Origin of the sequence: Streptomyces sp. DH41, assembly GCF_029813785.1 — a bacterium.
GTDB lineage: Bacteria > Actinomycetota > Actinomycetes > Streptomycetales > Streptomycetaceae > Streptomyces.
On sequence record NZ_JARVKY010000004.1, the window covers coordinates 278,097 to 304,236 of the forward strand.

At 73.1% G+C, this 26,140-nt stretch carries 22 protein-coding genes; 10 read left to right on the plus strand and 12 right to left on the minus strand.

Annotation, left to right across the window (positions count from 1 at the left end):
* Nucleotides 1–5: 5 nt before the first annotated feature.
* The 6 genes from QC283_RS09795 to QC283_RS09820 are packed head-to-tail and all read left to right on the plus strand — an operon-like array spanning nucleotide 6 to nucleotide 3,968.
* Nucleotides 6–719, plus strand: a complete 714-nt coding sequence (locus tag QC283_RS09795; RefSeq protein ID WP_279561003.1) for a nucleotidyltransferase family protein — start codon at nucleotides 6–8, stop codon at nucleotides 717–719.
* Nucleotides 720–726: 7 nt separating this feature from the next.
* The gene (locus QC283_RS09800) at nucleotides 727–1,653 is read left to right on the plus strand and encodes an NAD-dependent epimerase/dehydratase family protein (protein WP_279561004.1); all 927 of its coding nucleotides are present in this window, start codon (nucleotides 727–729) and stop codon (nucleotides 1,651–1,653) included.
* Nucleotides 1,650–2,312, plus strand: a complete 663-nt coding sequence (locus tag QC283_RS09805) for a spherulation-specific family 4 protein (protein WP_279561005.1) — start codon at nucleotides 1,650–1,652, stop codon at nucleotides 2,310–2,312. The genes QC283_RS09800 and QC283_RS09805 overlap by 4 nt, the downstream gene beginning before the upstream one ends.
* The gene (locus tag QC283_RS09810; RefSeq protein WP_443032577.1) at nucleotides 2,309–3,115 is read left to right on the plus strand and encodes an endo alpha-1,4 polygalactosaminidase; all 807 of its coding nucleotides are present in this window, start codon (nucleotides 2,309–2,311) and stop codon (nucleotides 3,113–3,115) included. Before QC283_RS09805 ends, QC283_RS09810 begins: the two co-directional genes overlap by 4 nt.
* 25 nt (nucleotides 3,116–3,140) lie before the next feature.
* On the plus strand, nucleotides 3,141–3,470 hold the full coding sequence (locus QC283_RS09815) for an antibiotic biosynthesis monooxygenase family protein (RefSeq protein WP_279561007.1): 330 nt from the start codon (nucleotides 3,141–3,143) through the stop codon (nucleotides 3,468–3,470).
* 3 nt (nucleotides 3,471–3,473) lie between these two features.
* On the plus strand, nucleotides 3,474–3,968 hold the full coding sequence (locus QC283_RS09820) for a hypothetical protein (RefSeq protein WP_279561008.1): 495 nt from the start codon (nucleotides 3,474–3,476) through the stop codon (nucleotides 3,966–3,968).
* On the opposite strand, the gene QC283_RS09825 is transcribed toward QC283_RS09820, so the two are convergent.
* Complete coding sequence (locus tag QC283_RS09825) at nucleotides 3,916–7,290, minus strand: pyruvate carboxylase (RefSeq protein WP_279561009.1); 3,375 nt, start codon at nucleotides 7,288–7,290, stop codon at nucleotides 3,916–3,918. The genes QC283_RS09820 and QC283_RS09825 overlap by 53 nt on opposite strands.
* Nucleotides 7,291–7,582: 292 nt before the next feature.
* On the opposite strand from QC283_RS09825, the gene QC283_RS09830 reads away from it, so the two are divergent.
* Nucleotides 7,583–8,467 carry a CAP domain-containing protein gene (locus tag QC283_RS09830; RefSeq protein WP_279561010.1) on the plus strand — a complete coding sequence of 295 codons (885 nt, stop codon included), beginning with the start codon at nucleotides 7,583–7,585 and terminating at the stop codon, nucleotides 8,465–8,467.
* Nucleotides 8,468–8,473: 6 nt separating this feature from the next.
* Here the strand turns inward: QC283_RS09830 and QC283_RS09835 are convergent, their stop codons facing one another.
* The 3 genes from QC283_RS09835 to QC283_RS09845 are packed head-to-tail and all read right to left on the minus strand — an operon-like array spanning nucleotide 8,474 to nucleotide 10,886.
* Nucleotides 8,474–9,808 carry a sensor histidine kinase gene (locus QC283_RS09835; RefSeq protein WP_279561011.1) on the minus strand — a complete coding sequence of 445 codons (1,335 nt, stop codon included), beginning with the start codon at nucleotides 9,806–9,808 and terminating at the stop codon, nucleotides 8,474–8,476.
* Nucleotides 9,805–10,494, minus strand: a complete 690-nt coding sequence (locus QC283_RS09840; RefSeq protein ID WP_279561012.1) for a response regulator transcription factor — start codon at nucleotides 10,492–10,494, stop codon at nucleotides 9,805–9,807. The genes QC283_RS09835 and QC283_RS09840 overlap by 4 nt, the downstream gene beginning before the upstream one ends.
* Nucleotides 10,495–10,547: 53 nt before the next feature.
* The gene (locus QC283_RS09845) at nucleotides 10,548–10,886 is read right to left on the minus strand and encodes a hypothetical protein (protein WP_279561013.1); all 339 of its coding nucleotides are present in this window, start codon (nucleotides 10,884–10,886) and stop codon (nucleotides 10,548–10,550) included.
* Here QC283_RS09845 and QC283_RS09850 point away from each other — a divergent pair.
* Entirely contained in the window at nucleotides 10,879–11,100 is a 222-nt protein-coding gene (locus tag QC283_RS09850) for a hypothetical protein (RefSeq protein WP_279561014.1), read from the plus strand. The two genes, QC283_RS09845 and QC283_RS09850, sit on opposite strands and share 8 nt — an antisense overlap.
* A 15-nt stretch (nucleotides 11,101–11,115) precedes the next feature.
* Here the strand turns inward: QC283_RS09850 and QC283_RS09855 are convergent, their stop codons facing one another.
* The 5 genes from QC283_RS09855 to QC283_RS09875 all read right to left on the minus strand — a co-directional run bounded on the left by QC283_RS09855 (nucleotide 11,116) and on the right by QC283_RS09875 (nucleotide 21,292).
* Entirely contained in the window at nucleotides 11,116–12,792 is a 1,677-nt protein-coding gene (locus QC283_RS09855) for a cellulase family glycosylhydrolase (RefSeq protein ID WP_279561015.1), read from the minus strand.
* Between the two features lie 171 nt (nucleotides 12,793–12,963).
* A complete protein-coding gene (locus QC283_RS09860; RefSeq protein ID WP_279561016.1) occupies nucleotides 12,964–14,745 on the minus strand; it encodes a ThuA domain-containing protein in 1,782 nt (593 codons plus the stop codon).
* A 17-nt stretch (nucleotides 14,746–14,762) separates the two neighbouring features.
* Nucleotides 14,763–17,639, minus strand: a complete 2,877-nt coding sequence (locus QC283_RS09865) for a PQQ-dependent sugar dehydrogenase (RefSeq protein ID WP_279561017.1) — start codon at nucleotides 17,637–17,639, stop codon at nucleotides 14,763–14,765.
* A gap of 442 nt (nucleotides 17,640–18,081) precedes the next feature.
* Nucleotides 18,082–19,674: a sulfite oxidase gene (locus tag QC283_RS09870; RefSeq protein WP_279561018.1), complete on the minus strand. Its 1,593-nt coding sequence runs from the start codon at nucleotides 19,672–19,674 to the stop codon at nucleotides 18,082–18,084.
* An 85-nt stretch (nucleotides 19,675–19,759) separates the two neighbouring features.
* On the minus strand, nucleotides 19,760–21,292 hold the full coding sequence (locus QC283_RS09875) for an alpha/beta hydrolase (protein WP_279561019.1): 1,533 nt from the start codon (nucleotides 21,290–21,292) through the stop codon (nucleotides 19,760–19,762).
* 65 nt (nucleotides 21,293–21,357) lie between these two features.
* On the opposite strand from QC283_RS09875, the gene QC283_RS09880 reads away from it, so the two are divergent.
* On the plus strand, nucleotides 21,358–22,344 hold the full coding sequence (locus QC283_RS09880) for a MerR family transcriptional regulator (protein ID WP_279561020.1): 987 nt from the start codon (nucleotides 21,358–21,360) through the stop codon (nucleotides 22,342–22,344).
* Nucleotides 22,345–22,366: 22 nt separating this feature from the next.
* On the opposite strand, the gene QC283_RS09885 is transcribed toward QC283_RS09880, so the two are convergent.
* The 3 genes from QC283_RS09885 to QC283_RS09895 are packed head-to-tail and all read right to left on the minus strand — an operon-like array spanning nucleotide 22,367 to nucleotide 25,000.
* On the minus strand, nucleotides 22,367–22,633 hold the full coding sequence (locus tag QC283_RS09885; RefSeq protein WP_279561021.1) for a hypothetical protein: 267 nt from the start codon (nucleotides 22,631–22,633) through the stop codon (nucleotides 22,367–22,369).
* 36 nt (nucleotides 22,634–22,669) lie between these two features.
* Nucleotides 22,670–23,671 carry a phosphotransferase gene (locus tag QC283_RS09890; RefSeq protein ID WP_279561022.1) on the minus strand — a complete coding sequence of 334 codons (1,002 nt, stop codon included), beginning with the start codon at nucleotides 23,669–23,671 and terminating at the stop codon, nucleotides 22,670–22,672.
* 9 nt (nucleotides 23,672–23,680) lie between these two features.
* Nucleotides 23,681–25,000: an MFS transporter gene (locus QC283_RS09895; protein ID WP_279561023.1), complete on the minus strand. Its 1,320-nt coding sequence runs from the start codon at nucleotides 24,998–25,000 to the stop codon at nucleotides 23,681–23,683.
* A gap of 71 nt (nucleotides 25,001–25,071) precedes the next feature.
* Between QC283_RS09895 and QC283_RS09900 the strand changes: the two genes are divergently transcribed.
* Entirely contained in the window at nucleotides 25,072–26,085 is a 1,014-nt protein-coding gene (locus tag QC283_RS09900; RefSeq protein ID WP_279561024.1) for a GlxA family transcriptional regulator, read from the plus strand.
* Nucleotides 26,086–26,140: the final 55 nt, after the last annotated feature.

Genomic DNA, 26,140 nt, shown 5'->3' on the forward strand with positions numbered 1-26,140 from the left:
ACCTCATGCACGCAGTGATCCTGGCCGGGGGCAAGGGCGTCCGGCTGCGGCCCTACACCACCGCGCTGCCCAAGCCGCTCGTGCCCATCGGCGACCAGCACGCCATCCTGGAGATCGTCCTGCGCCAGCTCGCCACGGCCGGTTTCACCGGCTGCACGATCGCCATAGGCCACCTCGGTGAGATCATCCGCGCCTACGTCGGCGACGGCTCCCAGTGGGGGCTGAGCGTCGACTACGCCACCGAGGAGAGCCCGCTGGGGACCATGGGGCCGCTGCTCACCATGCGCGAGCGGCTGCCGGAGAACTTCCTGGTCATGAACGGCGACATCCTCACCGACCTCGACTACGCCGACGTCCTGCGCCGGCACAGCGCCTCCGGCGCCCCGCTGACCATCGCCACGTACGCCAGGAAGGTCCACATCGACTTCGGTGTCCTGACCACCGAGGCGAGCAGGGTCGTCGCCTTCACCGAGAAGCCCAGCATGGACTACCGCGTCTCCATGGGCGTGTACGGGCTGTCCCGGGCCACACTCGACGACTACACGGCCGGACTGCCCCTGGGCTTCGACGAGTTGGTGCTCGACCTGTTGCGCGCCGACGACCCGCCGCACGCCTACGACTTCGACGGCTACTGGCTCGACATCGGCCGTCCCGACGACTACGACCGGGCCAACGCGGAGTTCACCAGCCGCAAGTCCCTGCTGCTCAAGGGAGCCTGAGCACCGCATGCGCATTCTCGTCCTGGGCTTCACCGGCTATCTGGGCGCCCACGTCGCCGAGCGGCTGCGCGCCCTGCCCGGCGCGCGGGTCCTCGGCGGCGGCCGCTCCCCCGCCGCCGACGTGCGCGTCGACCTCGCCACCGACCCGGTCGACCGGCTCGCGGTGGCCCTGGCGTCCGCGGCCGTCGACACCGTCGTCAACTGCGCGGGCGCGACCGGCGGCGATCCGGTGGCGCTCGCCGAGCTCAACGCCCGCGGCCCCGCCGTCCTCTGCGCGGCACTGCGCCGCGCCCGTCCCACCGCCCGCCTGGTCCACCTCGGTTCGGCCGCCGAGTACGGGCCGGGGGTGGAACAGGTCAGGGTGCCGGAGGCGGCGGCCACTCGCCCCCTCACCGCCTACGGCGCCACCAAGCTGGCCGGCACCGTCACGGTCGCCACCGGTGAGCTGGACGCGGTGGTCCTGCGGGTCGGCAACCCGGTGGGGCCCGGCGCACCGCCCTCCGGCCTGCCCGGCCGGGTCACCGGACTGCTGCGCGCGGCCGGCACGGACCCGGAGGCCGTGCTCCGGCTGGGCGACCTGTCGGCGTACCGGGACTTCGTGGACGTGCGCGACGTCGCGCGGGCGGTCGAGCGCGCGGTCACCGCGACCGGGCCGCTGCCACGCGTGCTCAACATCGGTGGCGGCGACGCCGTCCCGGTGCGCCGGCTGGTGCGGACGCTCGCGGACATCGCCGGCTTCCGCGGCCGGATCGAGGAGCAGGGCGCCGGCTCGGCCCGCTCCGACCAGGTGTCCTGGCAGTGCTCCGACATCGCCGCCGCCCGGGCCGCGCTCGACTGGCGGCCGTCGTACTCGCTGGACGAGTCGCTGGCCGCGCTGTGGTCGGCCGGTGCCCGTCCGCCGTCCCGCACCCCGGAAGGCGACCGTCCGTCGTGAGCCTGCTGATCCCGTTGTACGTCCACCCGGCCGAGGACCCGGGCGCCTGGCACCGCCTCATCACGGCGGCCGACCGCACGTACGGGGTCGTCATCAACCCCGCGAACGGACCCGGCCCGGTGCCCGATCCGGCCTTCGTCGCGGCGGCCGGCGCGCTGCGTGCGGCGGGCGCCCGGCTGCTCGGCTACGTCGACACGGACTACGGCACGCGTCCGGCGGCCGAGGTCGCCGAGGACGCCCGGCGGCACCGGGAGTGGTACGCGGCCGACGGGTGCTTTCTGGACCGGGTGAGTTCGGCGGCGACCGAACTGCCCGCCTACAGAGCACTGGTGCGTGGCCTGCGCCGACAGGGCTCGGCCCCGGTCGTGCTGAATCCGGGGGTCCACCCGGCGCCGGGTTACGCGCGTCTCGCCGACCTGGTCGTCACCTTCGAGGGGCCCTGGTCCGCCTACGTCCGCGCGTTCAGCCGGCCGGACTGGACGCGGAGGCACCCTCCGGAGCGGTTCTGCCACCTGGTGTACGGGGTGCCCGAGGCCCTGGCCCCGCTCGCCGTACGGACCGCACGCGAGCGCGGCGCCGCGGTCTCCGGGCCCGTCACGGGCGAACTGCCCAACCCGTGGGCCCGGCTGACCCCCGTACTGACCGGAGCGCAGCGTTGAGGAGGCGGGGGCGGGCGCTCGCCGCGTCGGCGGCCCTCGCCCTTACGGTGGTGACCGGGTGTTCGGGTGTGGGCGGCACACCGCCGCCGGTCCCGTCCGCGCCCTCGGTGTGGCAGCCACGGCCCGGGCTGGCCTGGCAGTGGCAGCTCGACGGGCGCGTCGATCCGTCGGCGGACGTGCCGGTCTACGACATCGACGGCTTCGAGAACGGCGCCGACGACGTGGCCCGGCTGCACCGCGCCGGCCGCAGGGTCATCTGCTACGTCAACGTGGGCGCCTGGGAGGACTTCCGGCCCGACCGGGACGCCTTCCCCCGTGCGGTGCTGGGTGCGCCCAACGGCTGGCGGGGGGAACGCTGGCTGGACATCCGCCGGATCTCCGTACTGCGGCCGATCATGGAGCGGCGGTTCGACATGTGCCGGGACAAGGGCTTCGACGCGGTGGAGCCCGACCTGGTGGAGGGGTACGGCGACGAGACCGGTTTCCCGCTCACCGCACGGGACCAGTTGGCGTACAACCGTATGATCGCGGACATCGCCCACGCACGCGGTCTGGCGGTGGGCCTCAAGAACGACCTGCCGCAGATCCCGCAGCTGGTGGACGACTTCGACTTCGCGGTCAACGAGCAGTGCGCCGAGTACGGCGAGTGCGCGCTGCTCTCGCCGTTCGTCGAGGCCGGCAAGGCGGTCTTCCACGTGGAGTACAGCGAGCCGACCCGCCGCTTCTGCCCCGAGGCACGCCGGCTCGGGCTGTCCTCGATGCTGAAGAGACCGGAGCTGGGTGTCTGGCGCGATCCCTGCTGACCGCGGCATACGGCAGGATGGGGCCATGAGCGTAGTCAAGATCAACGTACTGACCGTCCCCGCCGAGCAGCGCGAGACGCTGGAGAAGCGCTTCGCCTCGCGGGCCCATGCCGTGGAGAGCTCCGACGGGTTCGAGTGGTTCGAGCTGCTGCGGCCGGTGGAGGGCACCGACGACTACCTCGTCTACACGCGCTGGCGTGACGAGGAGTCCTTCCGGGCCTGGATGGAGGGGCCCATGAAGGCTGCGCACCAGGGCGGCGGCGCGGAGGGCGGCGAGCGCCCGAAGCCGGCGGCGAGCGGATCCACGGTGTGGTCCTTCGAGGTGGTGCAGCAGGCGGCTCCGAAAGGAGCGTGAGCGGTGGTCATAGGCCTCGGCGTATCCGCCGCCTGCGCCATCGGGGCACTGATCGCCCTGGTCTCGGTCGTCGCGGTGGCCCTGCCCGGCCGGCCGGAGCCCTGGCCGGTGCATCTGATGCGCCGCGCCGCGGGCACGGCCGCCGCGGCGGCGGCGGCCGTCTACTCGCTGGGGTTCACCGCCGTCCTGGTCTCCGCTTCGGAGGCCGACGGCGGCGCGAACTCCTCGCCCACCTCGGCCTGCCGGGAGAGCCTCTCCCCGGAGCCGGGCTCCGAACTGTCCCATCACCGGCATTCCTACCTGCCGCTTCGGTTCGACTGCGTCCTCGAGGACGGCACCACGTACTCCAGTGACCCGGACTACGTGTGGATGAACTGGACGGCCCTGCCGCTCGCCGCGTCCGCCGTGCTGCTCGCGGTCGGGGCCGCCCCGGTCGCCGGTCGGCTCAGCCGAGCTGAACGAGGAGGTCTCCCCCCTCGACCTGCTGGATGCGGTTGATGGCGAGCCTGGTCACCGTTCCGGTCCTCGGGGCGGTGATCGTGGCCTCCATCTTCATCGCCTCGATGGTGGCCACCGTGGCGCCGGCCTCCACCTCGTCGCCCTCCGCGACGGCGAGGGTCACCACTCCCGCGAACGGCGCCGCGACATGGCCGGGGTCCGACCGGTCGGCCTTCTCCGTGACCGGGACGTCGGAGGCCGCCGACCGGTCGCGGACCTGGATCGGCCGGAGCTGGCCGTTCAGGGAGGACATCACGGTGCGCATGCCGCGCTCGTCGGCGTCGCCGACCGCCTGGAGTTCGATGAGCAGCCGCACGCCGGGATCCAGGTCGACCGTGTACTCCTTGCCGGGGCGCAGCCCGTAGAAGAAGTCCTTGCTGTCCAGGACGCTGGTGTCGCCGAAGGAGGCGCGGTGGGTGTCGAACTCGCGCGCCGGTCCGGGGAACAGCAGCCGGTTGAGGGTCGTCCGGCGTTCCTTGGCCAGGCCGGTGCGGTCGTCCGCGGTCAGCTCGGGCAGGGGCTTGGCCTCGGCGCGGCCGCGCAGCGCCTTGCTGCGGAACGGCTCGGGCCAGCCGCCGGGCGGGGTGCCCAGTTCGCCGCGCAGGAAGCCGATGACGGAGTCGGGGATGTCGAACCGGTCCGGCTCCGCCTCGAAGTCCGCCGGGGCGACGCCGGCGCCCACCAGGTGGAGGGCCAGGTCGCCGACCACCTTGGAGGAGGGCGTGACCTTCACCAGGTGGCCGAGCATGCGGTCGGCGGCGGCGTACATGGCCTCGATGTCCTCGAAGCGGTCGCCGAGGCCGAGCGCGATGGCCTGGGTGCGCAGGTTGGAGAGCTGTCCGCCGGGGATCTCGTGGTGGTAGACGCGGCCGGTCGGTGAGGCGAGACCCGCCTCGAAGGGTGCGTAGACCTTGCGGACGCTCTCCCAGTACGGTTCCAGGTCGCCGACGGCCTGGAGGTCGAGGCCGGTGGGCCGCTCCGTGTGGTCGGTGGCGGCGACGATCGCCGACAGGGACGGCTGTGAGGTGGTGCCCGCCATGGACGCCACCGCCCCGTCCACGGCGTCCGCGCCGGCCTGGATCGCGGCGAGGTAGGTGGCGAGCTGGCCGCCGGTGGTGTCGTGGGTGTGCAGGTGCACCGGCAGGTCGAACTCGCGGCGCAGCGCGGAGACCAGGGTCGCCGCGGCCGGCGCCCGCAGCAGGCCGGCCATGTCCTTGACGGCCAGGACGTGCGCGCCGGCGTTCACGATCTGCTCGGCGAGCCGCAGGTAGTAGTCGAGCGTGTAGAGCCGCTCGGACGGGTCGGAGAGGTCGGCGGTGTAGCACAGGGCCACCTCCGCGACGGACGTTCCGGTCTGCCGTACGGCGTCGATGGCGGGCCGCATCTGGTCGACGTCGTTGAGGGCGTCGAAGACGCGGAAGACGTCGATGCCGGTGGCCGCGGCCTCCTGGACGAAGGCGTCGGTCACCTCGGTCGGGTACGGGGTGTAGCCCACGGTGTTGCGGCCGCGCAGCAGCATCTGGAGGCAGATGTTGGGCACGGCCTCGCGCAGGGCGGCCAGCCGCTCCCACGGGTCCTCGGCGAGAAAGCGCAGAGCCACGTCGTAGGTGGCGCCGCCCCAGCACTCCAGGGACAGCAACTGCGGCAGGGTGTGCGCGACCTGCGGGGCGACGGCGAGCATGTCCTTGGTGCGGACCCGGGTGGCGAGCAGCGACTGGTGGGCGTCGCGGAACGTGGTGTCGGTGACGCCGATGGTGGGCGAGTCGCGCAGCCAGCGGGCGAAGCCCTCGGGACCCAGCTCGGCGAGCCGCTGCCGGGAGCCGGCCGGGGGCTCACCGGCGGCGATCGGTGGCAGCTTGGTCAGCGGGTCGGCGATCTCGGGACGCTCGCCGTGCGGCTTGTTGACCGTGACGTCGGCGAGGTAGGTCAGCAGCTTCGTGCCGCGGTCGGCGGAGTGGCGGGCGGTGAGCAGGTGCGGGCGCTGCTCGATGAAGGAGGTGGTGACCCGGCCTGCCTGGAAGTCCGGGTCGTCCAGCACCGCCTGGAGGAAGGGGATGTTGGTGGCGACGCCGCGGATGCGGAACTCGGCCACGGCGCGCCGGGCGCGGTTCACGGCGGTGGGGAAGTCCCGGCCCCGGCAGGAGAGTTTGACCAGCATCGAGTCGAAGTGGGCGCTGATCTCCGTGCCGGCGTGGGTGGTGCCGCCGTCGAGGCGGATGCCCGAGCCGCCGGGCGAGCGGTAGGCGCTGATCCGACCGGTGTCGGGGCGGAAGCCGTTGGCCGGGTCCTCGGTGGTGATGCGGCACTGGAGGGCGGCGCCGCGCAGGGTGATGTTCTCCTGGGCGAGGCCGAGGTCGGCGAGCGTCTCGCCGGCGGCGATGCGCAGCTGGGACTGGACGAGGTCGACGTCGGTGACCTCCTCGGTGACCGTGTGCTCGACCTGGATGCGCGGGTTCATCTCGATGAAGACGTGGTTGCCGTCGCGGTCGACGAGGAACTCCACGGTGCCGGCGTTGCGGTAGCCGATCTGCCGGGCGAAGTTCACGGCGTCGGCGCAGATCCGGTCGCGGAGTGCCGGGTCGAGGCCTGGCGCGGGGGCGAGTTCGATGACCTTCTGGTGGCGGCGCTGCACCGAGCAGTCCCGCTCGAAGAGGTGGATGACCTCGCCCTGGCCGTCGGCGAGGATCTGGACCTCGATGTGGCGGGGTTCGACGACGGCCCTCTCCAGGAACACCGTGGAGTCGCCGAACGCGGAGGCCGCCTCCCGGGACGCCGCCTCGATGGCCTCGCGCAGCTGGGCGGGTTCCTCGACGCGGCGCATGCCGCGCCCGCCGCCGCCCGCGACCGCCTTGACGAACACGGGGAAGCCGACCTCGTCGGCGGCGCGGACGAGTTCGTCCACGTCGGTGGAGGGCGCGGAGGAGCCGAGGACCGGCACACCGGCCTCGCGGGCGGCGGCGACGGCTCGGGCCTTGTTGCCGGTCAGTTCGAGGATCTGGGCGCTGGGTCCGACGAAGGTGATGCCGGCCTCCTCGCACGCGCGGGCGAGGTCGGGGTTCTCGGACAGGAATCCGTAACCCGGGTAGACGGCGTCGGCTCCCGCACGGCGTGCGGCGCGGACGATCTCCTCCACGGAGAGATACGCGCGCACCGGATGCCCGGGCTCTCCGATCTCGTAGGCCTCGTCGGCCTTCAGCCGGTGCAGCGAGTTACGGTCCTCGTGCGGGAAGACGGCGACGGTGCGCGCGCCGAGCTCGTAGCCCGCGCGGAACGCCCGGATCGCGATCTCACCGCGGTTGGCGACCAGCACCTTGCGGAACATTGTTGATCCCTTCAGCCTGCCGGGTGACGACACCATGGTGTCGGCGCCACCTCCGGGACGCCATGTGAGCCGGGCCACTCATGGCGTGTTTTCTGTACGGCTCGGTGCGGCTCGGAACCTCAGCGGACTTTGGCGGCTCTTTTAAGGCTTTCTGAAGATGACCTTCGAACCGCCGTTTCCGCTCCGGCCGGGTCCTAGGCTCTCGGACACCCCCCACAGTCCCGGTGGGCGCGGTCGCGTCCACCGGGTACGGGGTTCCGTCAGCCGACAGACAAGCCGAGGTGTCCTGCGTATGGGTTCCCGTCGAGCCGAACGCCCGTCCCGCTCCCACGCCCGGCCCCGCGGCGGGCTCAGGACGCGCGGTACCGCGCTGGTGCTCGGCGCCGTCACCGTGACGGCGGGCGTCGGGATCACCCTGGCTGTCGCCGGGGGCGAGGACGGCGCGGCCGCGGACCGGGTCACCACGAACGCCGCCGGTGAAGCGCCGGGCGCACAGGACGCGGCGGGCGGTGCGACGCCGCTCGCCTCCGCGTCGGCGAGCCCGAGCGTCACGGCGAGCAGCTCGCCGAGCGAGAGTGCCGAGCCGAAGGACAAGGACGAGGACGGGCCGAAGAAGTCGGCGAGTGCGTCAACCAGCCCGGCGAAGGCTGCCGAGCCCGCGTCGAAGGCTCCCGCGAGGACGACGGTGAAGAGCGGCGGCGACCGTCCGTCGAGCGGCGGCGGCGATACGGGCTCGGGCTCGGGCAGCGGATCGGGTTCGCAGTCGGGATCGGGATCGGGGTCCAGTGGGTCCGGTGGGGTCGAGGCGCAGGTTCTCTCGCTCGTGAACGAGGAGCGGGCCGCGGCGGGCTGCTCGCCGGTCACGGCGAACGACCGGCTGACCCGCGCCGCGGACGACTACAGCGACGTCATGGCGAGCAGCGGTGTGATGTCCCACACGGGTCCCGACGGCTCCACCATGGCGAGCCGCGTCGAGGCCGCCGGTTACCAGTGGTCCACGCTGGGCGAGAACATAGCCCGGGGCCAGGGGAACGCGGCCTCGGTGATGGACTCCTGGATGAACAGCCCCGGCCACCGCGCGAACATACTCAACTGCTCCTTCAAGGAGCTGGGCGTCGGCGTCCACTTCGGCGACGGTGGCCCCTGGTGGACCCAGAACTTCGGCGCCGGCCGCTGACGCCCGTCACCGTCCCCCGCCTCCAGCCCCGCCCCCACCCCCGCTCGCGAGTACGAACGACACCCGCACCCGCGCGCCTCCCAGTGGCGCGCGGGTGATCGTCAGTTCGCCGTCCGCCGCGCGGGCCGCCCGGGCCACGATGTCCAGGCCGAGGCCGGTGGACCCGCCGACGCTGACGCCCCGGGTGAGCGCGGCCCCGGGGTCCGCCACCCCCGGGCCCGCGTCGTCGACCGTGAGGAACACGTGCCGCTCCGCCCGCTCCACGCGGACGGCGAAGGCGGTGCCCTGAGGGGTGTGCCGGAAGACGTTGCCGATGAGGGCGTCGACGACGGCCGCGAGGTCGTCCTCGGGGAAGGCGACGGGCGCCGGGCGCGGGGTCAGGGAGCGCTCGTACGGCCGGTCCTGCTGGGTGGCGAGGACCGACCAGAAGTCCAGACGCATGGCGACCACCTCGGCGACGTCGCACGGCTTCGCCGCGCCCGCCCCCGTCCCGCCGAGCTGTACCGCGGCCAGCGGCGTGCGCGCCGCGGCGATGATGGAGTCGAGCTCGCTCTCCAGCTGGCCGGCGGCTTCCGTGACCCGCCGGGCGCTCGGGGTCGCGCCCATCCGGTCTGCCTCCAGGTAGAGGGCGGTCAGCGGGGTGCGCAGCCGGTGGGAGAGGTCGGCGACCAGTTCGCGTTCGACCGCGAGCAGGTCGACGACCCGGTCGGCCATGGTGTTGAACGCGACACCGGCCTCCTGGAGCTCGGGCGGGCCGTCCGGCTCCACCCGTACGCCGAGATCGCCGGAGCCGAGGGCCAGCGAGGCGCGCTTGAGACCGCGGGAGGAACGGACGACGCGGGCGCCGAGCCGGTCGGCGACCAGCACCGAGCCACCGACCAGGCCCAGGGCGAGCAGCGCCATCACGCCCCAGGAGGCGGCCACTCCCCGGGTGAGGTCCGCGGCGGGCACGTAGGCCTCCACGACCGCGACCCGGTCGCCCCGCAGGACGACGGGCTGGAGGTAGACCCAGCCGTCCGCGGTGTCGACGGCGAGCGTCTCGCGGCCCCGTACGGCCCGGTCGAGCGCGTCCTGGGGCGCGTGCGGGGTTCCCACGAAGCCGCCGTCGGGCAGCCGTACGACGAGCTGGTCGGAGGAGCCGAGCTCGGCGACGGCCTGCTGTACGTCGGCGCGGCGGGTGGTGAGGGCGAGTACCGGGGACAGGGCCGAAGCGCGCTGCTCGGCGGCGGTGGTGACCCGGTCCCGGGCCTGCTCGCGGACGAGGAGGGCGAGGGGGATGAGGAACGACAGCGCCACCATCGAGGTGACGGCCAGGGCGATCCCGGCGAGAGCACGTCTCATGGCGAGCTGACCAGCTTGATGCCGATACCGCGCACGGTGTGGAGATAGCGGGGCTTTCGTGCCTTCTCACCCAGTTTGCGACGGAGCGCGGAGAGGTGGACGTCCACCGTCTGGTCCTCCACGTACGGCTGCTGCCACACCTCCGTGAGTATCCGTTGCCTGGATATGACCTGGTCGGCGTTGGCGGCCAGGTAGGCGAGCAGATCGAACTCGCGACGGGTGAGGGCCAGTTCCCGGCCGGCGAGGTGCGCGGTGCGCGCGGTGGGGTCGATGCGCAGGTCGGCGACCTGGAGGACGGGACGCCGCGCCGCCCGGACGTCGGCGGGCACGGAGCGGCGCAGCACGGCGGCGAGCCGGGCCGCGAGCTGACCGCCGGAGAAGGGCTTGACCATGTAGTCGTCGGCGCCGGCGTTGAGCAGCCGGATGATCTCCGTGTCGTCGTCGCGGGCGGTGGCGACCAGCACCGGGACACGGGAGATGCCCCGGATCATGCGCAGCACGTCGAGACCGTCGAGGTCGGGCAGCCCGAGGTCGAGGACCACGATGTCCGGCGGGCTCTGGGTGATGTCGCGCAACGCCTCGAAACCCTGGTGAGCGGTCTTCACCGCGTAGCCGTGTCCGGTCAGGACCTCGATCAGCGCGGCCCGGATCACGGGGTCGTCCTCGACGACAAGTACGGAGGCCATGAGCAGGCACGTTAGCCGGTCCGTCACTATGGTGTCGTGTCCCGCCTCCTTCGCTACCTGATCATCTGGCTGTCGTGCACGGCGGCCAGTGTCACGGCTGTCATCATCACGATCCATTTCGTGGTGGGCTCGACCCGGCCGACCGCGCCGGTCGCGCAGTCGGCGCCGAAGGAGCCGCCGGTGTCCGCCCGGCCCGCACCGTCGAAGACCGCGAAGCCCTCCCCCAGCCCGTCTGCGACCAGCCGGAAGCCCAGCCCGACACCGTCCCGTACGAGCGAGCAACCGCCCGAGCCGAGGCCGACGCCGACGCCGACCGCCGGCACCACGCCCCCGCCCTCTCCGACGGGCGGGGACGCCCCGGGGTGCGAGGAGGGCGGGGCCGGTGTGTTCACGGTGCCGTCCGAGGGCGGCAAGGTGACCGTGCGGTTCGGCGACAGTGGGGTGTGCCTGGTCTCGGCGGTGCCGAACAGGGGCTTCACGGTGAGTACGGAGCAGAGCGCGCCGCAGACGCTGACGGTGACCTTCTCGGCGAGCCGTCACCGGTCGGAGGTCACCGCGACGACGCGGCCGCAGAGCCGGGCCGACGTCCGCGAGGTGTCGTGGTGAGGTCCCTCACTCCGTTCACTTCGTGGTGGTACAGGCGGCCCCGTTGAGGCTGAACCCGGTCGGGGCGGTGTTGGCGGCGCCCTTCCCGCCGGTGAACCCGAGGGTGACCGTGCCGCCGGCGGGGATGGTGGAGGTGTAGGAGGCGGGGGCGACTCGCACGGCGCCGGCGTCCTGGGTCGCGGTGCCTCCCCACATGTTCGTGATCGTCTGGCCGTCGGTGAAGGCGAAGGCCAGCGTCCACGGGCTGATGGGCGCGGTGCCGGTGTTGCGGACGGCGATCTCGCCCTGGAAGCCGCCCGGCCATTCGCCCACGACGCGGTATCCGACGGAACACGAGGCGCCGGGGGTGCTGCCGCCGTCGCGGGTGGTGACGTCCGCGGTGGCGGAACGGGCCGAGCGGTTGCCCGCCGCGTCGCGCGCGTAGACGGCGAAGGTGTAGGTGGTGTCGGCGGTGAGGCCCGTCACGGTGGCGGTGTTGGTGGCGGAGGCGGCGACCTCGGTCTCGGCGCCGTCACCGACCCGGACGACGTCGTACCCGGCGACACCCACGTCGTCGGTGGCGGCGGTCCAGCCGAGGGTGACGGAGCTGTCCGTGGTGGCGGTGGCGGTCGGGGTGCCGGGCGTCGTCGGGGCCTGGGTGTCGTCCGGGCCGCCGCCGTAGACCGTGGCCTCCTTCGAGGTCCGGGCGATGCCGTCGGCGCCGTGGAAGATGCGCTCGCCCCAGGCGCTGAGCCGGCTGGGGTCGAAGTCGAGGGCGAGGTCGAGGACCGGGTCGGTGTTACCGCTCCAGGACCAGGCCAGGTAGCCGAGGCCGAGCTGTTCGGCGGTGGCCATCATGGTGTCCTCGTCCGGGTCGCCCCACTGGTCGGCGGGGCCGCCGAACTCGCCGATGAGGATCGGCAGCCCGGCGGCGACGAAGGCGTTCAGGTAGTCGGTGATCTCCTGGGCGGTGTCGTACACGCTGTACATGTGGATCGAGAAGATCAGGTTGCCCGTGGGGTCGGCGTCGTACACGGACCGCGCGTCGGCCCGCATGATCCCCTGCCAGTCCTGACCCCAGTTGGGCGCGTCGATCATGATCGTGTGCTGGAAGCCGGCGGCGCGCAGCTTCTCGACCGCCGCGATGGTCGGCTCGGTCCAGCCGGCGGGGTCGGTGTTGCCCCAGGGCTCGTTGCCGATGTTGACGACGACGTAGTCCTCCTCGCCGGCCAGCACGTCCTTGAGGCCGATCCAGTAGTCGGCGGCGTGGTCGAGCGTGCCGGCGGCGGCGTCCTCGCCGTAGCCGGTGGTGTCGTGCACCTCCAGTACGCAGATCAGGCGGTTCGCCTTGCACTGGTCGACGACGGCGGCCACGTCCTCGGGGCTGTTCTCGCTCCAGCGGTGACCGTCGGACAGGACGACCCGGACGGTGTTGGCGCCCAGTGCCTTGACGTCCGCCAGCGACTGCGTCTCGCCGGGGTACCAGGTGTGGGCGTGGTTGACCCCGCGCATGACGAAGTCGTTGCCGTTGCCCTCCAGCAGCCGGCCGTCGCCGATGTGCAGGCCGATGGCGGCCTGGGCGCCGAGCGGCTGGGCCAGGGCCACGGCCGGGGAGAGGGCCCCGAGGACGGCCAGACCGATCAGGGCGGCCAGCGCCGTGAGCAGGCGGGCTGATAAGGGGCGCTGCCGGGATGCGCGTGGTGTCGTGTGCACGGGGCCTCCAGTGGGTGGGGGTGGGAAGCGCTTACTGCGTGGGAGCGCTCCCATGAACCCATGACGGCGCGTACACGTCAAGATGGAGGACGGAATCGAAGTCGCGGGAAACGGGTACGTCCCGCTCACGGATGAGCGGGACGTACCGGGTCTGCTGCCCTCCGGGCTCGGTCAGGGCAGGGTCCACTTCTGGTTGGCGCCGGTGTGGCAGGTCCACAGGTGGACGGGCGTCCCGTCGTTCCAGGTACCGCCCGACGCGTCCAGGCACTTGCCCGACTGCGGATTGCGCACGGTCCCGTCCGACTGCGCCGCCCACTTCTGCGCACCCGTGCCGTTGCACGTCCACAGCTGGATCCGCGTACCGTCCGCGCTGCCGCCACCGGAGACGTCCAGACACTTGCCCAGCGCCTTCAGCGTCCCGTCACCGCCGACCGTCCACTCCTGCGCCGCACTCCCGTTGCACGACCAGAGCTGCACCTCCGTACCGTCGGCCGTGCCCGCGTTGTCCACGTCAAGGCACTTGCCGGCGACGCCCTTCACCGGACCCGTTCGCGGGCCGGTCGGCGGCGTCCCGTCCTGCTTGACGCGAATGTTGCGGAAGGCCACCTCGTCGCCGTCGCCGTGGTTCTGGAGCCCGATGTGCCCCTGCCGCAGGCTGCGCGCCGGGTCGGTGTTGGTGAAGTCGTTGATCTTCACGCCGTTGAGGAAGATCTCCAGCCGCTCTCCGGTGACGCGGAGTTCGTACGTGTTCCACTCCCCCGGCGGGTTCAGCGCGGCGTCGCGTGCGGGGAGGTCCGCCGACTTGAAGCCGTAGACGGCGCCCGTCGTGCGGTCGGCCGCGTCCGTGGCGTCGATCTGGATCTCGTAGCCGTTGTTCACCGCGGACCAGGGGTCGTCGGAGGCCGGGAAGCCCACGAGGACACCGGAGTTGTCGTCCCCGGACGCCTTCCAGTCCAGCTTGAGGGAGTAGTCGCCGGTGAACTCCTCGGCGGCGTACCAGAGCATGCCCAGCCCACCGTGGGAGGTGAGGGTGCCGTCGGCGAGGGTGAACCCGCCGGGGCCGGCCTGCTGCCAGCCGGTGGTCCCGGAGCCGTCGAACAGGGACGTGTAGCCGCTCTCCGGGCGGCAGTCGGCGTTGGTCATCCCGGCCGCCCAGCGGACGCCGCCGAGCAGGTGCCGGCGGAAGGCCGGGTCGGTGTAGGACTCGTCGGTGTGGCCGCCGCCGGTGTAGAAGGCCCGGCCGCCCTCGTAGTCCTTGCACCAGGCGATGGGGTGGTCGCCGTTCATGTTCCCGCCCGCGTAGCTGGACTCGTCGAGCGAGGCCAGGACATGGGCGGTGGTGCGCGGGTTGGTGCGGTAGTTGTACCACTCGTCGGTCCGCTGCCAGGTGCCGCCCAGGTGCGCGGTGGCGTCGTGCGCCCGGTCCTCGATCTCGACGGTGGCGGACTGGATGGCCGGGTGGGAGTGGAAGAGGGCGCCGGCCAGTCCCTCGTAGAAGGGCCAGTCGTACTCGGTGTCGGCGGCCGCGTGGATGCCGACGTATCCGCCGCCGTCGTTGACGTAACTCTCGAACGCGGCCTGCTGGGCGTCACCCAGCACGTCGCCCGTGGTCGACAGGAAGACGACCGCCTTGTACTGGGCGAGATTCCCGGTGGTGAAGGTGCCCGGGTCCTCGGTGGCGTCCACGGTGAAGTTGTTCGCCGTGCCGAGGTCGCGCAGCGCCGCGATGCCGTCGTCGATCGAGGAGTGGCGGAAGCCCGCCGTACGGGAGAAGACGAGGATCTTGTACGCCGGGTCCGCCGCGGCCCGTGCCGCGGTGTCCGGTCCGCCCGCCTGGGCGGTGGTGGGGACGGTGTCGCCGGCGGCGGCACCGGGGAAGGCCGCGGCCTGCGGGGCCACGCACAGCATGGCGCCGGCGAACAGGCCGAGGGCCGCTTTCAGATGGTTGCGCATGTACGGTCGCCTCCTCTCTACGGAAGGTTCCACTTCTGGTTCTGGCCGGTGTGGCAGGTCCACAGGTGGACGGGCGTCCCGTCGTTCCAGGTGCCACCGGACGCGTCCAGGCACTTGCCCGACTGCGGATTGCGCACGGTCCCGTCCGACTGCGCCGCCCACTTCTGCGCACCCGTGCCGTTGCACGTCCACAGCTGGATCCGCGTACCGTCCGCGCTGCCGCCACCGGAGACGTCCAGACACTTGCCCAGCGCCTTCAGCGTCCCGTCACCGCCGACCGTCCACTCCTGCGCCGCACTCCCGTTGCACGTCCAGACCTGCACCTCCGTACCGTCGGCCGTACCCGCGTTGTCCACGTCAAGACACTTGCCGTCGACCCCGGTGACCGGACCCGTGCGGGTGCCGCCTCCCGTCGTGCCGAACGAGAACTCGTCCACGTCGAACAGCGATCCGGCGCCGCCCTTGAAGACGAGGTGGAGGGTCGTGGAGCCGGCCGGCTGGTTGCTCAGTGCGGCCGTCACGTCCTGGAAGGTCTCCCAGCCGCCGGTCACCGGCACCGTCGCCGTGCCGAGCAGGGTGCCGGTCGGGGATCCGGCACGCACCTCGATCGTCCCGCCGGTGCCCGCCGAGGAGACCCGGGCGGTGAAGACCGTGGTGTTGTCGAGGGCGTACGGCTGGAAGGAGATCCAGTCGCCGTTCTCGATGTGGCCGACCGTCCTGCCGCCGTGCGCGGGGGCGTGGGTGACGACCTGGACGCCCGCGGAGTCGCCGTAGTGCTCGGCCTGCCGGTGGCTGGGCTGGGTGATGTGCTGGTCGTGGGTGGTGAGGGCGGGCTGGCCGTTCGCGCCGTTGTCGGTGTACTCGGCGTCGATGACGCCGAAGATGTTGGCGTTCGGGTCGTGTTCGCCGTCCGCCAGGGTCTGGAGGGTGCCGGTGCAGCCGGTGGCGGAGGTCTGCGGGTGCCCGTGGCTGTCGTGTCCGATGATGAAGGTGACCTTCACCTTGGCGCAGTCGACGGCGCCGTCCTCGGGATCGGTCACCGTCACCTTGAACGGGATCGCGGCGCCGAAGTCGTAGACGCGTCCGTCGGTGGGCAGGTCGATCCGCACGGTGGGCGCGGTGTTGCCGACGGTGACCTGCACGGAGGCGGTGGCGGACTTGCCGGTCGTGTCCGTGACCTTGAGCGTGGCCGTGTACTGGCCGTTGGCGGTGTACGTGTGGGAGGGGTCGGCCGCGGTGGAGGTGGCGCCGTCGCCGAAGTCCCAGGCGTGGGTGAGGGCGTCGCCGTCCGCGTCGGAGCTGCCGGCGGAGGAGAAGGTCACCGCGAGGGGCGCGGTGCCGGAGGTCTTGTTCGCCTTGGCCTGGGCGACCGGGGCGTGGCCGCCGGTGACGTGCTCGATGCGGTACAGGGCGGAGTTGGCGTCGCCGTTGAAGTAGCCGGTGCCGTAGTCGAGGACGTAGAGGGCGCCGTCCGGGCCGAAGGCCATGTCCATCACCTGGGTGCCGCTCCAGGGGAAGGCGTTGATGGACTGCACGGTTCCGTCGCCGCCGGTCTCTATGCGCTTGATCCAGCGGCGGCCGAACTCGCCGGCGAAGAAGTCGCCGTCGTACGCCTCGGGGAACTTCACGTCGGAGGTGGAGTTCGCGTCGTAGCGGTAGACGGGGCCGCCCATGGGTGACTCGGAGCCGCCGCCGAACTCGGGTACGGAGCCGCCGTCGTAGGGGATCCATGCGGGCTGGGCCGGCGGCAGTTCGGTCAGGCCGGTGTTGCGCGGCGAGGTGTTCCTGGGTGCGGCGCAGTCGAACGCGGCGCCCGTGCCGCCGGTGGCGAAGTCGTGGTCGACGTAGGCGTCGTTGTCGCCGGTGCAGTAGGGCCAGCCGAAGTTGCCGGCCTTGGTGATCCGGTTGAACTCGACCTGCCCGGCAGGGCCCCGGGAGGCGCCCGCGGTACCCGCGTCGGGGCCGTAGTCACCGACGTAGACGGTGCCGGTGGCCTTGTCGACGCTCATCCGGAAGGGGTTGCGGAAACCCATGGCGTAGATCTCGGGGCGGGTCTTCGCGGTGCCGGGCGCGAAGAGGTTGCCCGACGGGATGCCGTACGAACCGTCGGCGTTCACCTTGACGCGCAGGATCTTGCCGCGCAGGTCGTTGGTGTTGCCGGACGAACGCTGGGCGTCGTAGGCGGGGTTGCGCGAGGCGCGCTCGTCGATGGGGGTGTAGCCGTCCGAGGCGAAGGGGTTGGTGTCGTCGCCCGTGGACAGGTACAGGTTGCCCGCCGCGTCGAAGTCGATGTCGCCGCCGACATGGCAGCACAGACCGCGGGAGGCGGGCACGTCGAGGATCTTCCTCTCGCTGCCCGGGTCCAGGGTGCCGTCGGTCCTCAGGACGAACCGGGAGAGGCGGTTCACCCCGTCGAACGGGGCGAAGTCGGACGCCGAGCCGTCGGCCGGCGCGTCACCGGCCGGTGTGCCGAGCTGGGGGGCGTAGTAGAGGTACACGAACCGGTTGGTGGAGAAGCCCGGGTCCGCTGCGACGCCCTGCAGTCCCTCCTCGTCGTGGCTGTAGACGTCGAGCTTGCCCGCCACCTTGGTGGTGCCCGCCGCGTCGGTCAGCCGGAGGGTGCCGTCGCGCGAGGTGTGCAGCACCGAGCGGCCCGGCAGCACCGCCATCGTCATGGGCTCGCCCGTCTCGGCCACGCCCTTGGCGAGGGTGACCTGCTGGAACTCCTCCGCGGCCGCGGCCTCGGCCCCGCCGCCCGGGTCGGCCGGGACGGCGGCGGCCGGGTCCGCCGGTGCGGCGGCGGCCGGGCTCATCGGCAGCGCCAGGGCGATGGCGCATGCCAGGGCCGGCAGTAGGGAGCGGACACGTCTGTGTCCGAGCGGTCTCGTGCGCACAGAGTTCTCCCGGGGAGTGTGGGGTGGCGGCAGGCGTGCGAGGCCTGCCGTGAGGGAGTACGGGCGCGCGCCGTCGCGCCGTCGAGCCCGGTCCGGAGAGGTCTATGACCGGTTCATTTCAAGGAAGTTAGCGGCCTTGGTCCGCACCTGTAACCCCTTTCGCGCAAGATCTCGATTCTTCTTCCGCCAGGGGGACAAAGTGTCGTGTGCATCGGTTCGGCCGGCGCGGGCGTCGTGCCGCGCGCACGCGAGCCGTTCGAAGCAGTCCGGCGACGCGGTGCATCGCCGCCCGCGGGACGCCGGGAAGTCGGCCCTACTCGGCGTGGGGGAGCGTCGCGTACACGACGATGGCGTCGGCGTACCGGCGCTCGGCGGCGGAGTGGTCACCCGCGCAGGTGATGAGCCGGCGATGACGGCGGGGCCGCGCTGGCCGGTCCGTCGCTCACTCGACCGTCACCACGACGGAGTGCCATCCGCTGGCGCCGTCGGGGACGGTGCGGGTGCGCTTCTCGGTCTGTGTCTCGCCGGTGCGGTCGGTCGCCCGCACGGTGAGGGTGTGGCCGCCCTTGGTGGCCTGCCAGGCGTAGGACCACTGGCGCCAGGTGTCCCGTGAGTCCTCGGCCGCGAGAGTGGCCTCCTGCCAGGGCCCGTCGTCCACGCGGACCTCGACCCTGTCGATGCCGCGGTGCTGGGCCCAGGCGACGCCGGCCACCATCACCGTGCCCGCCTTCGGCCGGGCGAACGGCTTCGGCGTGTCGATCCGGGACTGGGTCTTGATCGGGGCCTCGCGCGCCCAGTCGCGCTTGACCCAGTACGAGTCGTACGCGTCGAACGTGGTCAGCTCGATGTCCTCGATCCACTTGCAGGCGGACACGTAGCCGTACAGTCCGGGCACCAGCATGCGGACGGGGAAGCCGTGGTCGAACGGCAGGGGCCGGCCGTTCATGCCGACGACGAGCATCGCGTCGCGGCCGTCCATGACGTCCTCGACCGGGCTGCCGATGGTCATGCCGTCCACGGAGCGGGCCACCAGCTGATCGGCCGGTCCGCCCGCCGAGGGCGGCCGGACGCCGCACTCCTCGAGCAGGTCGGCCAGCCGGACGCCGATCCAGCGGGCGTTGCCCACGTAGGGGCCGCCGACCTCGTTGGACACGCAGGTGAGCGTGATGTCCCGCTCGATCAGCTCGCGGCGCAGCAGGTCCTCGAAGGTCAGGGTCTTCTCACGGGTGACTCCCTCGCCGTGGACGCGCAGCCGCCAGGCCGTGGCGTCCACCTTGGGGACCACCAGGGCTGTGTCCACCCGGTAGAAGTCACTGTTGGGCGTGAGGAACGGGCTGACGCCGGCCACTCGGAGCTGTGCGTTCCGGGGGATCGCGGGGGCACGTGAGTCGGGCGGCGGAAGGTCGATGTTCTTCCGGGAGGCGACGGCCTCCTGACCACTGGAACCGCGCAGGACCCGGCCCAGTACGCCGGCCCCGGCCGAGGAGGCGGCGGCGGCCGTCGCCGCGATCACGAATCCGCGCCGGTCCCAGCCGTCGCCGGGCCCCTCCGGCACGTCCCGGGGTGGCGCCGGGAGACGGCCGACCAGGACGTACAGGAGCCCCGCGCCGACGATCGCGCCCAGCACGGAGGGGAGGGCGTCGGTGACACTCGTGGAGTCGGGCCGGCTGGTGGCCGCCGCCGCGCCCACGGCCCCGAAGAGCAGTACTCCCGCGGCGCCGGCGCGCCGGTGACGGAGGGCCAGGACGCCCAGGGCCAGGGCGAACAGCGCCAGGACGGCGAGGATGCCGAGCTGGAGGATCAGCTTGTCGTTGGTGCCGAAGTTGCGGATCGCCCAGTCCTTCACGGCGATCGGCGTACGGTCGATGGCGGCCCCGCCGACCGCGACGACCGGGCCGGCCTGCGGACGTACCGCCGCCGCCACCAGCTCGGCGACGGCGAGCGCGGCGCAGGCCGCCAGGAGACCGCTCAGCGCACCGAGCCCGCCCCGTGTCACGGTCCCCGGATTCCGCGGTTTCTTCTCTTCGTCGCTCACGTTGGTGATCCGAGGCCGGGAGGCGGGCGGATTGGTCGCCCCGCCGCCCGGCCGGGCCGGGTATGTCAGGCGGGCCTTCGCGTCTTCACGGCACGTCGCGCCCGCTGACGCGCTCCAGTACCGAACGCATCGCCCGGTGCACGGCGTCGCGTGACTCGTCGGTCCGGTCGAGGGACTCGAAGCTGTGGTGGCCGTGCGGCACGTCGACCACCTCGACGTCCGCCCCGCAGTCCTCGGCCGCGGCCAGGAACTCCTCGACGGTGGCGGCGATCTCGGGCATCTCCAGTCCCACCCGGGTGAGTACGACGGGCAGCGCGCCGGCCTTGGCCACCGCGTGTGCCGGGTGGAAACGGGTGCCGGACAGCCCCCAGTTCGGCAGCGGAGCGAGGACCGGGTAGGTGGCGGCCAGGCAGCGCAGCCAGCGCGGAGGCGCCGCCAGCCAGTCGGCGGCGATGAGGCCACCGCCCGAGAAGAACCACAGCGCGATCCGGTCCGCGTCCACGCGTGGGTCGGCCCGGACCAGTTCCACGGCGGCGGCCACGTCCGCGGCGGCTCGCTCGTAGTCGGCCAGGTCGTGCAGGCGGTGGTCGAGGACCACGCCCACCGCCCCGTCGCCGGCCGCGTACCGGGCGTACCCCGTCAGGGCCGGCCAGTCCCTCGGGGTCGGCCGGGCGTCGGCGGGGACCGGGCCGCCGTGTACGAAGACGATCGCCGGCCTCGGCTCCTGGGCGTCGGGCAGGTAGAGGTCGACGTTCCCGTGCCGCTGACGGGGGACCTCGGGGACGTCCAGCAGGAACGGGCGCAGATGCGGGGGCGGTGCGGCGGCGTCGACGGGCTGGAGCCGGTGTCCCTCGCCTGCCGCGGCCCGAAGCAGGACGTCCGTGAGCTCGGCGGGGCAGGACAGCATCGGCCAGTGTCCGGTGGGGAGTTCGAAGAAGGTCACCCGGGGGTCGGTCAGGGCCCGCAAGGCGGGATCGCCGAAGCCCACCAGCATCTGGACCATCTCGATGCTCGTGCCGTTGCCGGTGCACAGCACGCCGGTGGTGGGCACCGAGGCCACCGCGCCGGTCAGCCGCAGGGGCTGGAGCAGGGTGCCCAGCGGTTGCGGTGCGGCGAGGGCGGTGAGCCGCTCCAGCGCCGCGCCCGGAACGCCCTCGGTGCTGCCCCAGAGCCGCCACTCGTCGTGGGCCGGGGGCGGCAGCACACCGTCGGCCGGCTCGTCCCGGGCCGCCCCGGCCAGCCGTTCGCGCAGGGACTGGTCGGGGACCGCGGCCAGGGCGGGGACGCCGTCCTGGGGCATGGCCGAGTCCAGGTGGACGACCCTGTCGACGCGCTCCGCCCGCCGGCCGGCGGCGCCGAGTGCCGGGTGGATGCCGTAGTCGTGTCCGACCAGCACGATCTTCCGGTCGGCCGCCGTGCCGACCGAGTCGATCACCGCGAGCACGTCCGCGATGTGGGTCTCCAGGTCGATGCCGCTCGCCGAAGTGCCGCGCGGGCCGTCGAGTCCGGTGAGGGCGACGGCGTGCGCCTCGGCGCCCGCCTCGGTCAGCCGCGCGGCTGTGTCCTGCCAGATGTGTGTGCCGGTGAACATGCCGGACACCAGGATGAACGCGGTCATGGCTTCTCCTCCGTACGCCGTTCGGTCCGCCGGTACGGTAGGAACTCCCCCTGAGGGAGGTTCAAGTGATCACGTCCCGCGACGGTCTGTGCGGCATCGGGGAACTCGCGGAGCGGGCGGGTGTCACCGTCAAGACCGTCCGTTTCTACTCCGACCGCGGCCTGCTGCCGGAGGCGTCCCGCAGCGACGGCGGGCACCGGCGGTACGGCCCCGGGGCGCTCGACCGGCTGCGTCTGATCCGCTCCCTGCGAGCCCTCGGACTGTCCGTTCCCGAGGTGCGCCGCGTTCTCGACGAGGAGGACGAGACCCGGGAGGCGGGTGGCGAGGGCGCGCCCGGCGGTGGCGCGCTGGAGGCCGCGGTCGCCGGCCGGCTGCGCGAACTCGGCTCCGAGCTGAGGGCGTTGCGCTGGCGTGAGGCGGCGCTGCGCCTGGTGCAGGAGTGTCCGCCCGGGGAGCGGGCCGGCCGGTTGCGGCTGATCGGCGCCGTGCCCGCCCCGCCCAGCACGGCCCCCCTGGTCCGGTTCTGGCGCGGCTGGCTGCCGCCGCGGATGCCGGCCCGGGCGGCCGGCGCCTTCCTGGACGTCGCGGTGCCGCAGCCGCCGGACGATCCGGCCCCGGACCAGGTCCTCGCCTTCGCCCGGCTGAACGCGCTCACGCTCGCCCCGTGCCCCGGCACCGCACAGCCCCAGCCCGAGGCGCACAGGACCGCCGGGGCCCAGGGGTCCGCCGTGCTGTACGCGGGGCTGGCGGAGGCGTACGAGCTGGCGGGCGCGCACCTGCGCCGGGGCCGGGACCCGCAGCCGGGTGAGGCGTTGGACGGCTTCGTCGCCGCGTACACGAGCGCGTACGGCGTCCGGGACACCCCGGACTTCCGTCGGCGACTGGCCGGGCAGCTCGCGGCCGACCCCCGGATCGACCGCTACTGGGAACTGGTGGCCGAGGTGCTCACCCCGCCGGGGCGGCGGCCGGAACCGACTCCCGGCTCCGCGCACGACTGGCTGCTCGCGGCCCTGGTCGCGCAGACGGGGGCGCCCCCGGTTCCCATGACGTGACGTGACGTGACGTGACGTGACGTCAGGGCACGTCACCCCGCCAGTCGAAGCGACGGGGGTCCGAGGGCCTCGGGCCGTACGCGCAGTGGCCGCCCGGGCCGTAGCGGCCCATCTCCGTCGCCAGTGACACTCCCCGGCCGCGCTCTCGCTCGGTCAGGTCGGTGATGTCGAGCAGCAGACCGTCCAGGGGGCCGCCGACCAGTTGCGCGTAGACGCGTCCGGCCCTCGGCCCGGGGTTGTCGTGGTCGGCGCCGTAGACCCTGCCCCGCATGAACTCCACCTCATCCATGACTCGCAGCCTCCCATCCGCCACTGACAACGGCGGCTAGACGGGCGGGTCGTCGAGGAGTTCCAGCAGGCAGCGGGCGCCCTCCCCGGCCACCGCGGCACCGGTGGCGCCGGACGCGCCGGGGAACAGCCTGCCGTAGGCGCCGGCACGGCTCAGGGCGCTCAGCCGCCAGGCGAGGCTCACCGCACGTCGTAGTTCCGCCGTCGTCCGGCCGGCGCCCGTCCACGGCTCCAGGTAGGCGTCACGCAGCCGCGGCAGTACGTGCGGCCCGTACCGCTCGCGGGCCCTGCGGGCGGGGACCGGCAGACTGCAGAAGGGGTGGGAGACGACCGCGTCCCCCCAGTCGAAGAACGTGTACCTGCCCGGTGCGGGGTGGAACAGCTGGCCGTCGTGCAGGTCCGCGTGGTCGAGGGAGTCCGGCACGCCCACGGCCGCGAGTTCCGCGCACCAGTCCAGGAGGCGGGGGCGGAGTTTCCTCAATCCGTCCCGTTCCTGGGGCCGCAGCGCGCTGTCGTCGAGCCGGTCGAAGACGTCGGGCAGCGCCGTGGGCCGTGCGTCGGGGACTCCCAGCCGTGCGATCTCCCGTGCGCGCGGAGTCAGGGCGTGCTGCATGGCGGCGTACTGGCGCAGGAGTTCCTCCCACGCCTTCGGGCCCACGGACTCCCGGGCGAGTACGTCCCGGAAGAGCGGCCCCCCGTCGGGCAGCAGCGACCAGCCGCGGTCGGCGTCCACCGCCAGCGGCTCCAGTACGTGTTCCGGCACCCAGCGGGCGAGCGCCGCGGTCAGCGGGCCCTCGAAGGCGCCGGCCGGCGGATTCGCCTTGAACCAGAGCGCGTCGTGCCCCTCGACGGGCAGCCGCACCAGGACGGACCACGGCCTCAGCCGCACCCGCCACTTCCCCGCCGGCCGCAGACCGCGTGCGGCGAGCCGGTCCCGTACCCAGGCGTGGACCGCGGCCCGCCAGGCCTCGTCCTCCCACGGAGTCACCGCCTCCGGGTACCGGCCCCGGTCCACGACCGCCGACGTCTCACCGCGCATCACGCCATCTCAGCATCGCGCGCCACGGGTGACCACCGCTTTTCCGCACGGCGGGGACGCCGCCGTCGTACGGGGCCCGGCACGGCGGACGGTGAGGGCGAGGAGGGCCGCGGCGGCGCATGCCGCGCCGAGGACCACCCACACCGGGTCGTATCCGGCGAAGGTGTCGCGGGCGACGCCGCCGAGGAAGGCGGCCAGGGCCGCGCCGACCTGGTGGGCCGCGCTGGTCCAGCCGAAGACGACGGCGCTGTCGGCACCGTGGAACCGGCGGCACAGGGCGATGACCGGCGGCACCGTGGCGAGGTCGAGGAGGCCGAAGAGGACGACGAAGGCCAGCATGGGCGGCGTGACGGTCGAGCTCATGATCAGGGGCAGCGCGACCAGCAGGAGGCCGCGCAGGGCGAAGACGACGGCGAGCAGCCTGCGGGCGTCGACACGGTCGGTGAGCCATCCGGCGGCGACGGTGCCGACGACGTTGAACACGCCGATCAGCGCGAGCAGGGTCGAGGCGGTGGTGACCGGCATGCCGTGGTCGTGCGCGGCGGGGGCGAAGTGGGTCCACATGATGCCGTTGGTGGAGGCGCCGCAGATCGCGAACGCGGCGGCGAGCAGCCAGAACGGGGCGGTGCGCGCGGCGGCGCTCAGGACGGTGAGGGCACGGCGCGCGGCACCGGGGACGGGTGGGGGCCTGGGGACGAACACGGGGCTGCCGTAGGGGCGTTCGCCGGTGTCGGCGGGGTGGTCGCCGAGCGCGAGCCGGACGAGGAGGGCGGTGGCCAGTGCGGCGAGCGCGAGGGTGACCAGGGCGGGGCGCCAGTCGTGGTGGTCGACGGTCCAGGACAGGGCGGGCAGGAAGACCATCTGGCCGAGGACGCCGGCCGAGGCGAGGATGCCGGTGACCAGGCCGCGTCGTTCGGTGAACCAGCGGTTGGCGACGGTGGTGGCGAGGGTCATGGCCAGGCAGCCGGTGCCCAGGCCGACGAGGAGGCCCCAGAAGAGGGTGAACTGCCAGGCCGCGTCCATGACGGTGGTGAGCAGCGCTCCCCCGGCGACGACGCCCAGTGCGGCAAGGACGACGCGCCGGACGCCGAAGCGGTCCATCAGCGCCGCGGCGAAGGGGGCGGTGAGGCCGTACAGGACCATGTTCACCGACGCGGCGAGGCCGATGGAGCCCCGGGACCAGTGGAAGTCGCGTTGCAGCGGCCCCTGGAGGACGCCGGGCATGGTGGAGAAGGCACCGGCGACGACGATCGTGGTTGCGGTGACGGCCGCCACCCACCAGGCGCGGTGTCCGGGGCGGGAGCGGGGGTTCGCGGTCGTGTGGGGCATGGACACCACTCTTCGCCGGATGCGTGGCCCGGACTACTGACCAGATGGACTACGAGTGAAAGAATCTGGCCATGAGGGTCACGGCGGGTGAGGCGGAAGAGGCGGCGGGCGCACAGGCGCCGCACCGTGTGGTGGTGTTCGTGCGTCCCGGGCTGCTGCCGATGGAACTGGGCATCGTGCACCGCCTGTTCACCACGGCCGCCGACGACAGCGGGCGACCGTTGTACTCGGTGCTGACGTGCGCGTCCGCGCCGGGCGAGGTCGCCACCGACACGGACTTCAGCGTCAACGTCCCCCACGGGCCGCAGGTTCTGCGAAGCGCCGACACGGTGGTCGTGCCGGCGGCCCTGGAGGACTACGGGCCGCAGGAACGCGGGCGGCTCGCCGCCCCGGTGCGCGCTGCCCTGGAGCTGATCCCCCCGACCGCCCGGCTGGCGTCCATCTGCACCGGCTCGTTCGTGCTGGCCGCGGCCGGCGTGCTGGAGGGGCGGCGGGCCACGACGCACTGGAAGTCCTGCGCCGAACTGGCCTCGCTCTACCCGGAGGTCGACGTCGATCCCGACGTGCTCTACACCGACGACCGGGGCGTGCTCACCTCGGCGGGTGTCGCCGCCGGGATCGACCTCTGCCTGCACATGATCCGTGACGACCACGGCGCGGACGTGGCGAACACGGTGGCGCGCGGCACGGTGGTGCCGCCGCATCGCGACGGCGGCCAGGCGCAGTACATCGACCGGCCCGTCCAGCGGGTGGACGGCTCCTCGACCGCCGCCGCACGTGCGTACGCGCTCCAGCGGCTGGGCGACTCCCTCACCCTCGAGGAACTGGCGGGCCAGGCCGCGATGAGCGTGCGGACCCTCAACCGGAGATTCCGGCAGGAGACCGGGACGACACCCATGCAGTGGCTCGCCCGGCAGCGTCTCGACTACGCCCGGCGGCTGCTGGAGCGCGGTGACGAACCGGTCGACCGCGTCGCCGCCCGCGCCGGCTTCGGCACCGGGACCGCGATGCGCCAGCACTTCCGCGAGGTCCTCGGTGTGTCACCGCGCGCGTACCGCAACACCTTCCGCGGCGGCCCGGCGTAGAACTCGGACGTAGCGTACGGGTCCCGCCGCGGTGAGCGCGTGCTGGGCCTCGTGA

What these genes read in the sequence shown, in the direction of transcription:
- QC283_RS09890 (WP_279561022.1), bottom strand. Translation starts at nt 23,671, where the DNA reads ATGCGCGGTGAGACGTCGGCGGTCGTGGACCGGGGCCGGTACCCGGAG.
- QC283_RS09875 (WP_279561019.1), bottom strand. Translation starts at nt 21,292, where the DNA reads ATGACCGCGTTCATCCTGGTGTCCGGCATGTTCACCGGCACACACATC.
- QC283_RS09900 (WP_279561024.1), top strand. Translation starts at nt 25,072, where the DNA reads ATGAGGGTCACGGCGGGTGAGGCGGAAGAGGCGGCGGGCGCACAGGCG.
- QC283_RS09825 (WP_279561009.1), bottom strand. Translation starts at nt 7,290, where the DNA reads ATGTTCCGCAAGGTGCTGGTCGCCAACCGCGGTGAGATCGCGATCCGG.
- QC283_RS09835 (WP_279561011.1), bottom strand. Translation starts at nt 9,808, where the DNA reads ATGAGACGTGCTCTCGCCGGGATCGCCCTGGCCGTCACCTCGATGGTG.
- QC283_RS09800 (WP_279561004.1), top strand. Translation starts at nt 727, where the DNA reads ATGCGCATTCTCGTCCTGGGCTTCACCGGCTATCTGGGCGCCCACGTC.
- QC283_RS09885 (WP_279561021.1), bottom strand. Translation starts at nt 22,633, where the DNA reads ATGGATGAGGTGGAGTTCATGCGGGGCAGGGTCTACGGCGCCGACCAC.
- QC283_RS09830 (WP_279561010.1), top strand. Translation starts at nt 7,583, where the DNA reads ATGGGTTCCCGTCGAGCCGAACGCCCGTCCCGCTCCCACGCCCGGCCC.
- QC283_RS09840 (WP_279561012.1), bottom strand. Translation starts at nt 10,494, where the DNA reads ATGGCCTCCGTACTTGTCGTCGAGGACGACCCCGTGATCCGGGCCGCG.
- QC283_RS09815 (WP_279561007.1), top strand. Translation starts at nt 3,141, where the DNA reads ATGAGCGTAGTCAAGATCAACGTACTGACCGTCCCCGCCGAGCAGCGC.
- QC283_RS09860 (WP_279561016.1), bottom strand. Translation starts at nt 14,745, where the DNA reads ATGCGCAACCATCTGAAAGCGGCCCTCGGCCTGTTCGCCGGCGCCATG.
- QC283_RS09795 (WP_279561003.1), top strand. Translation starts at nt 6, where the DNA reads ATGCACGCAGTGATCCTGGCCGGGGGCAAGGGCGTCCGGCTGCGGCCC.
- QC283_RS09895 (WP_279561023.1), bottom strand. Translation starts at nt 25,000, where the DNA reads ATGCCCCACACGACCGCGAACCCCCGCTCCCGCCCCGGACACCGCGCC.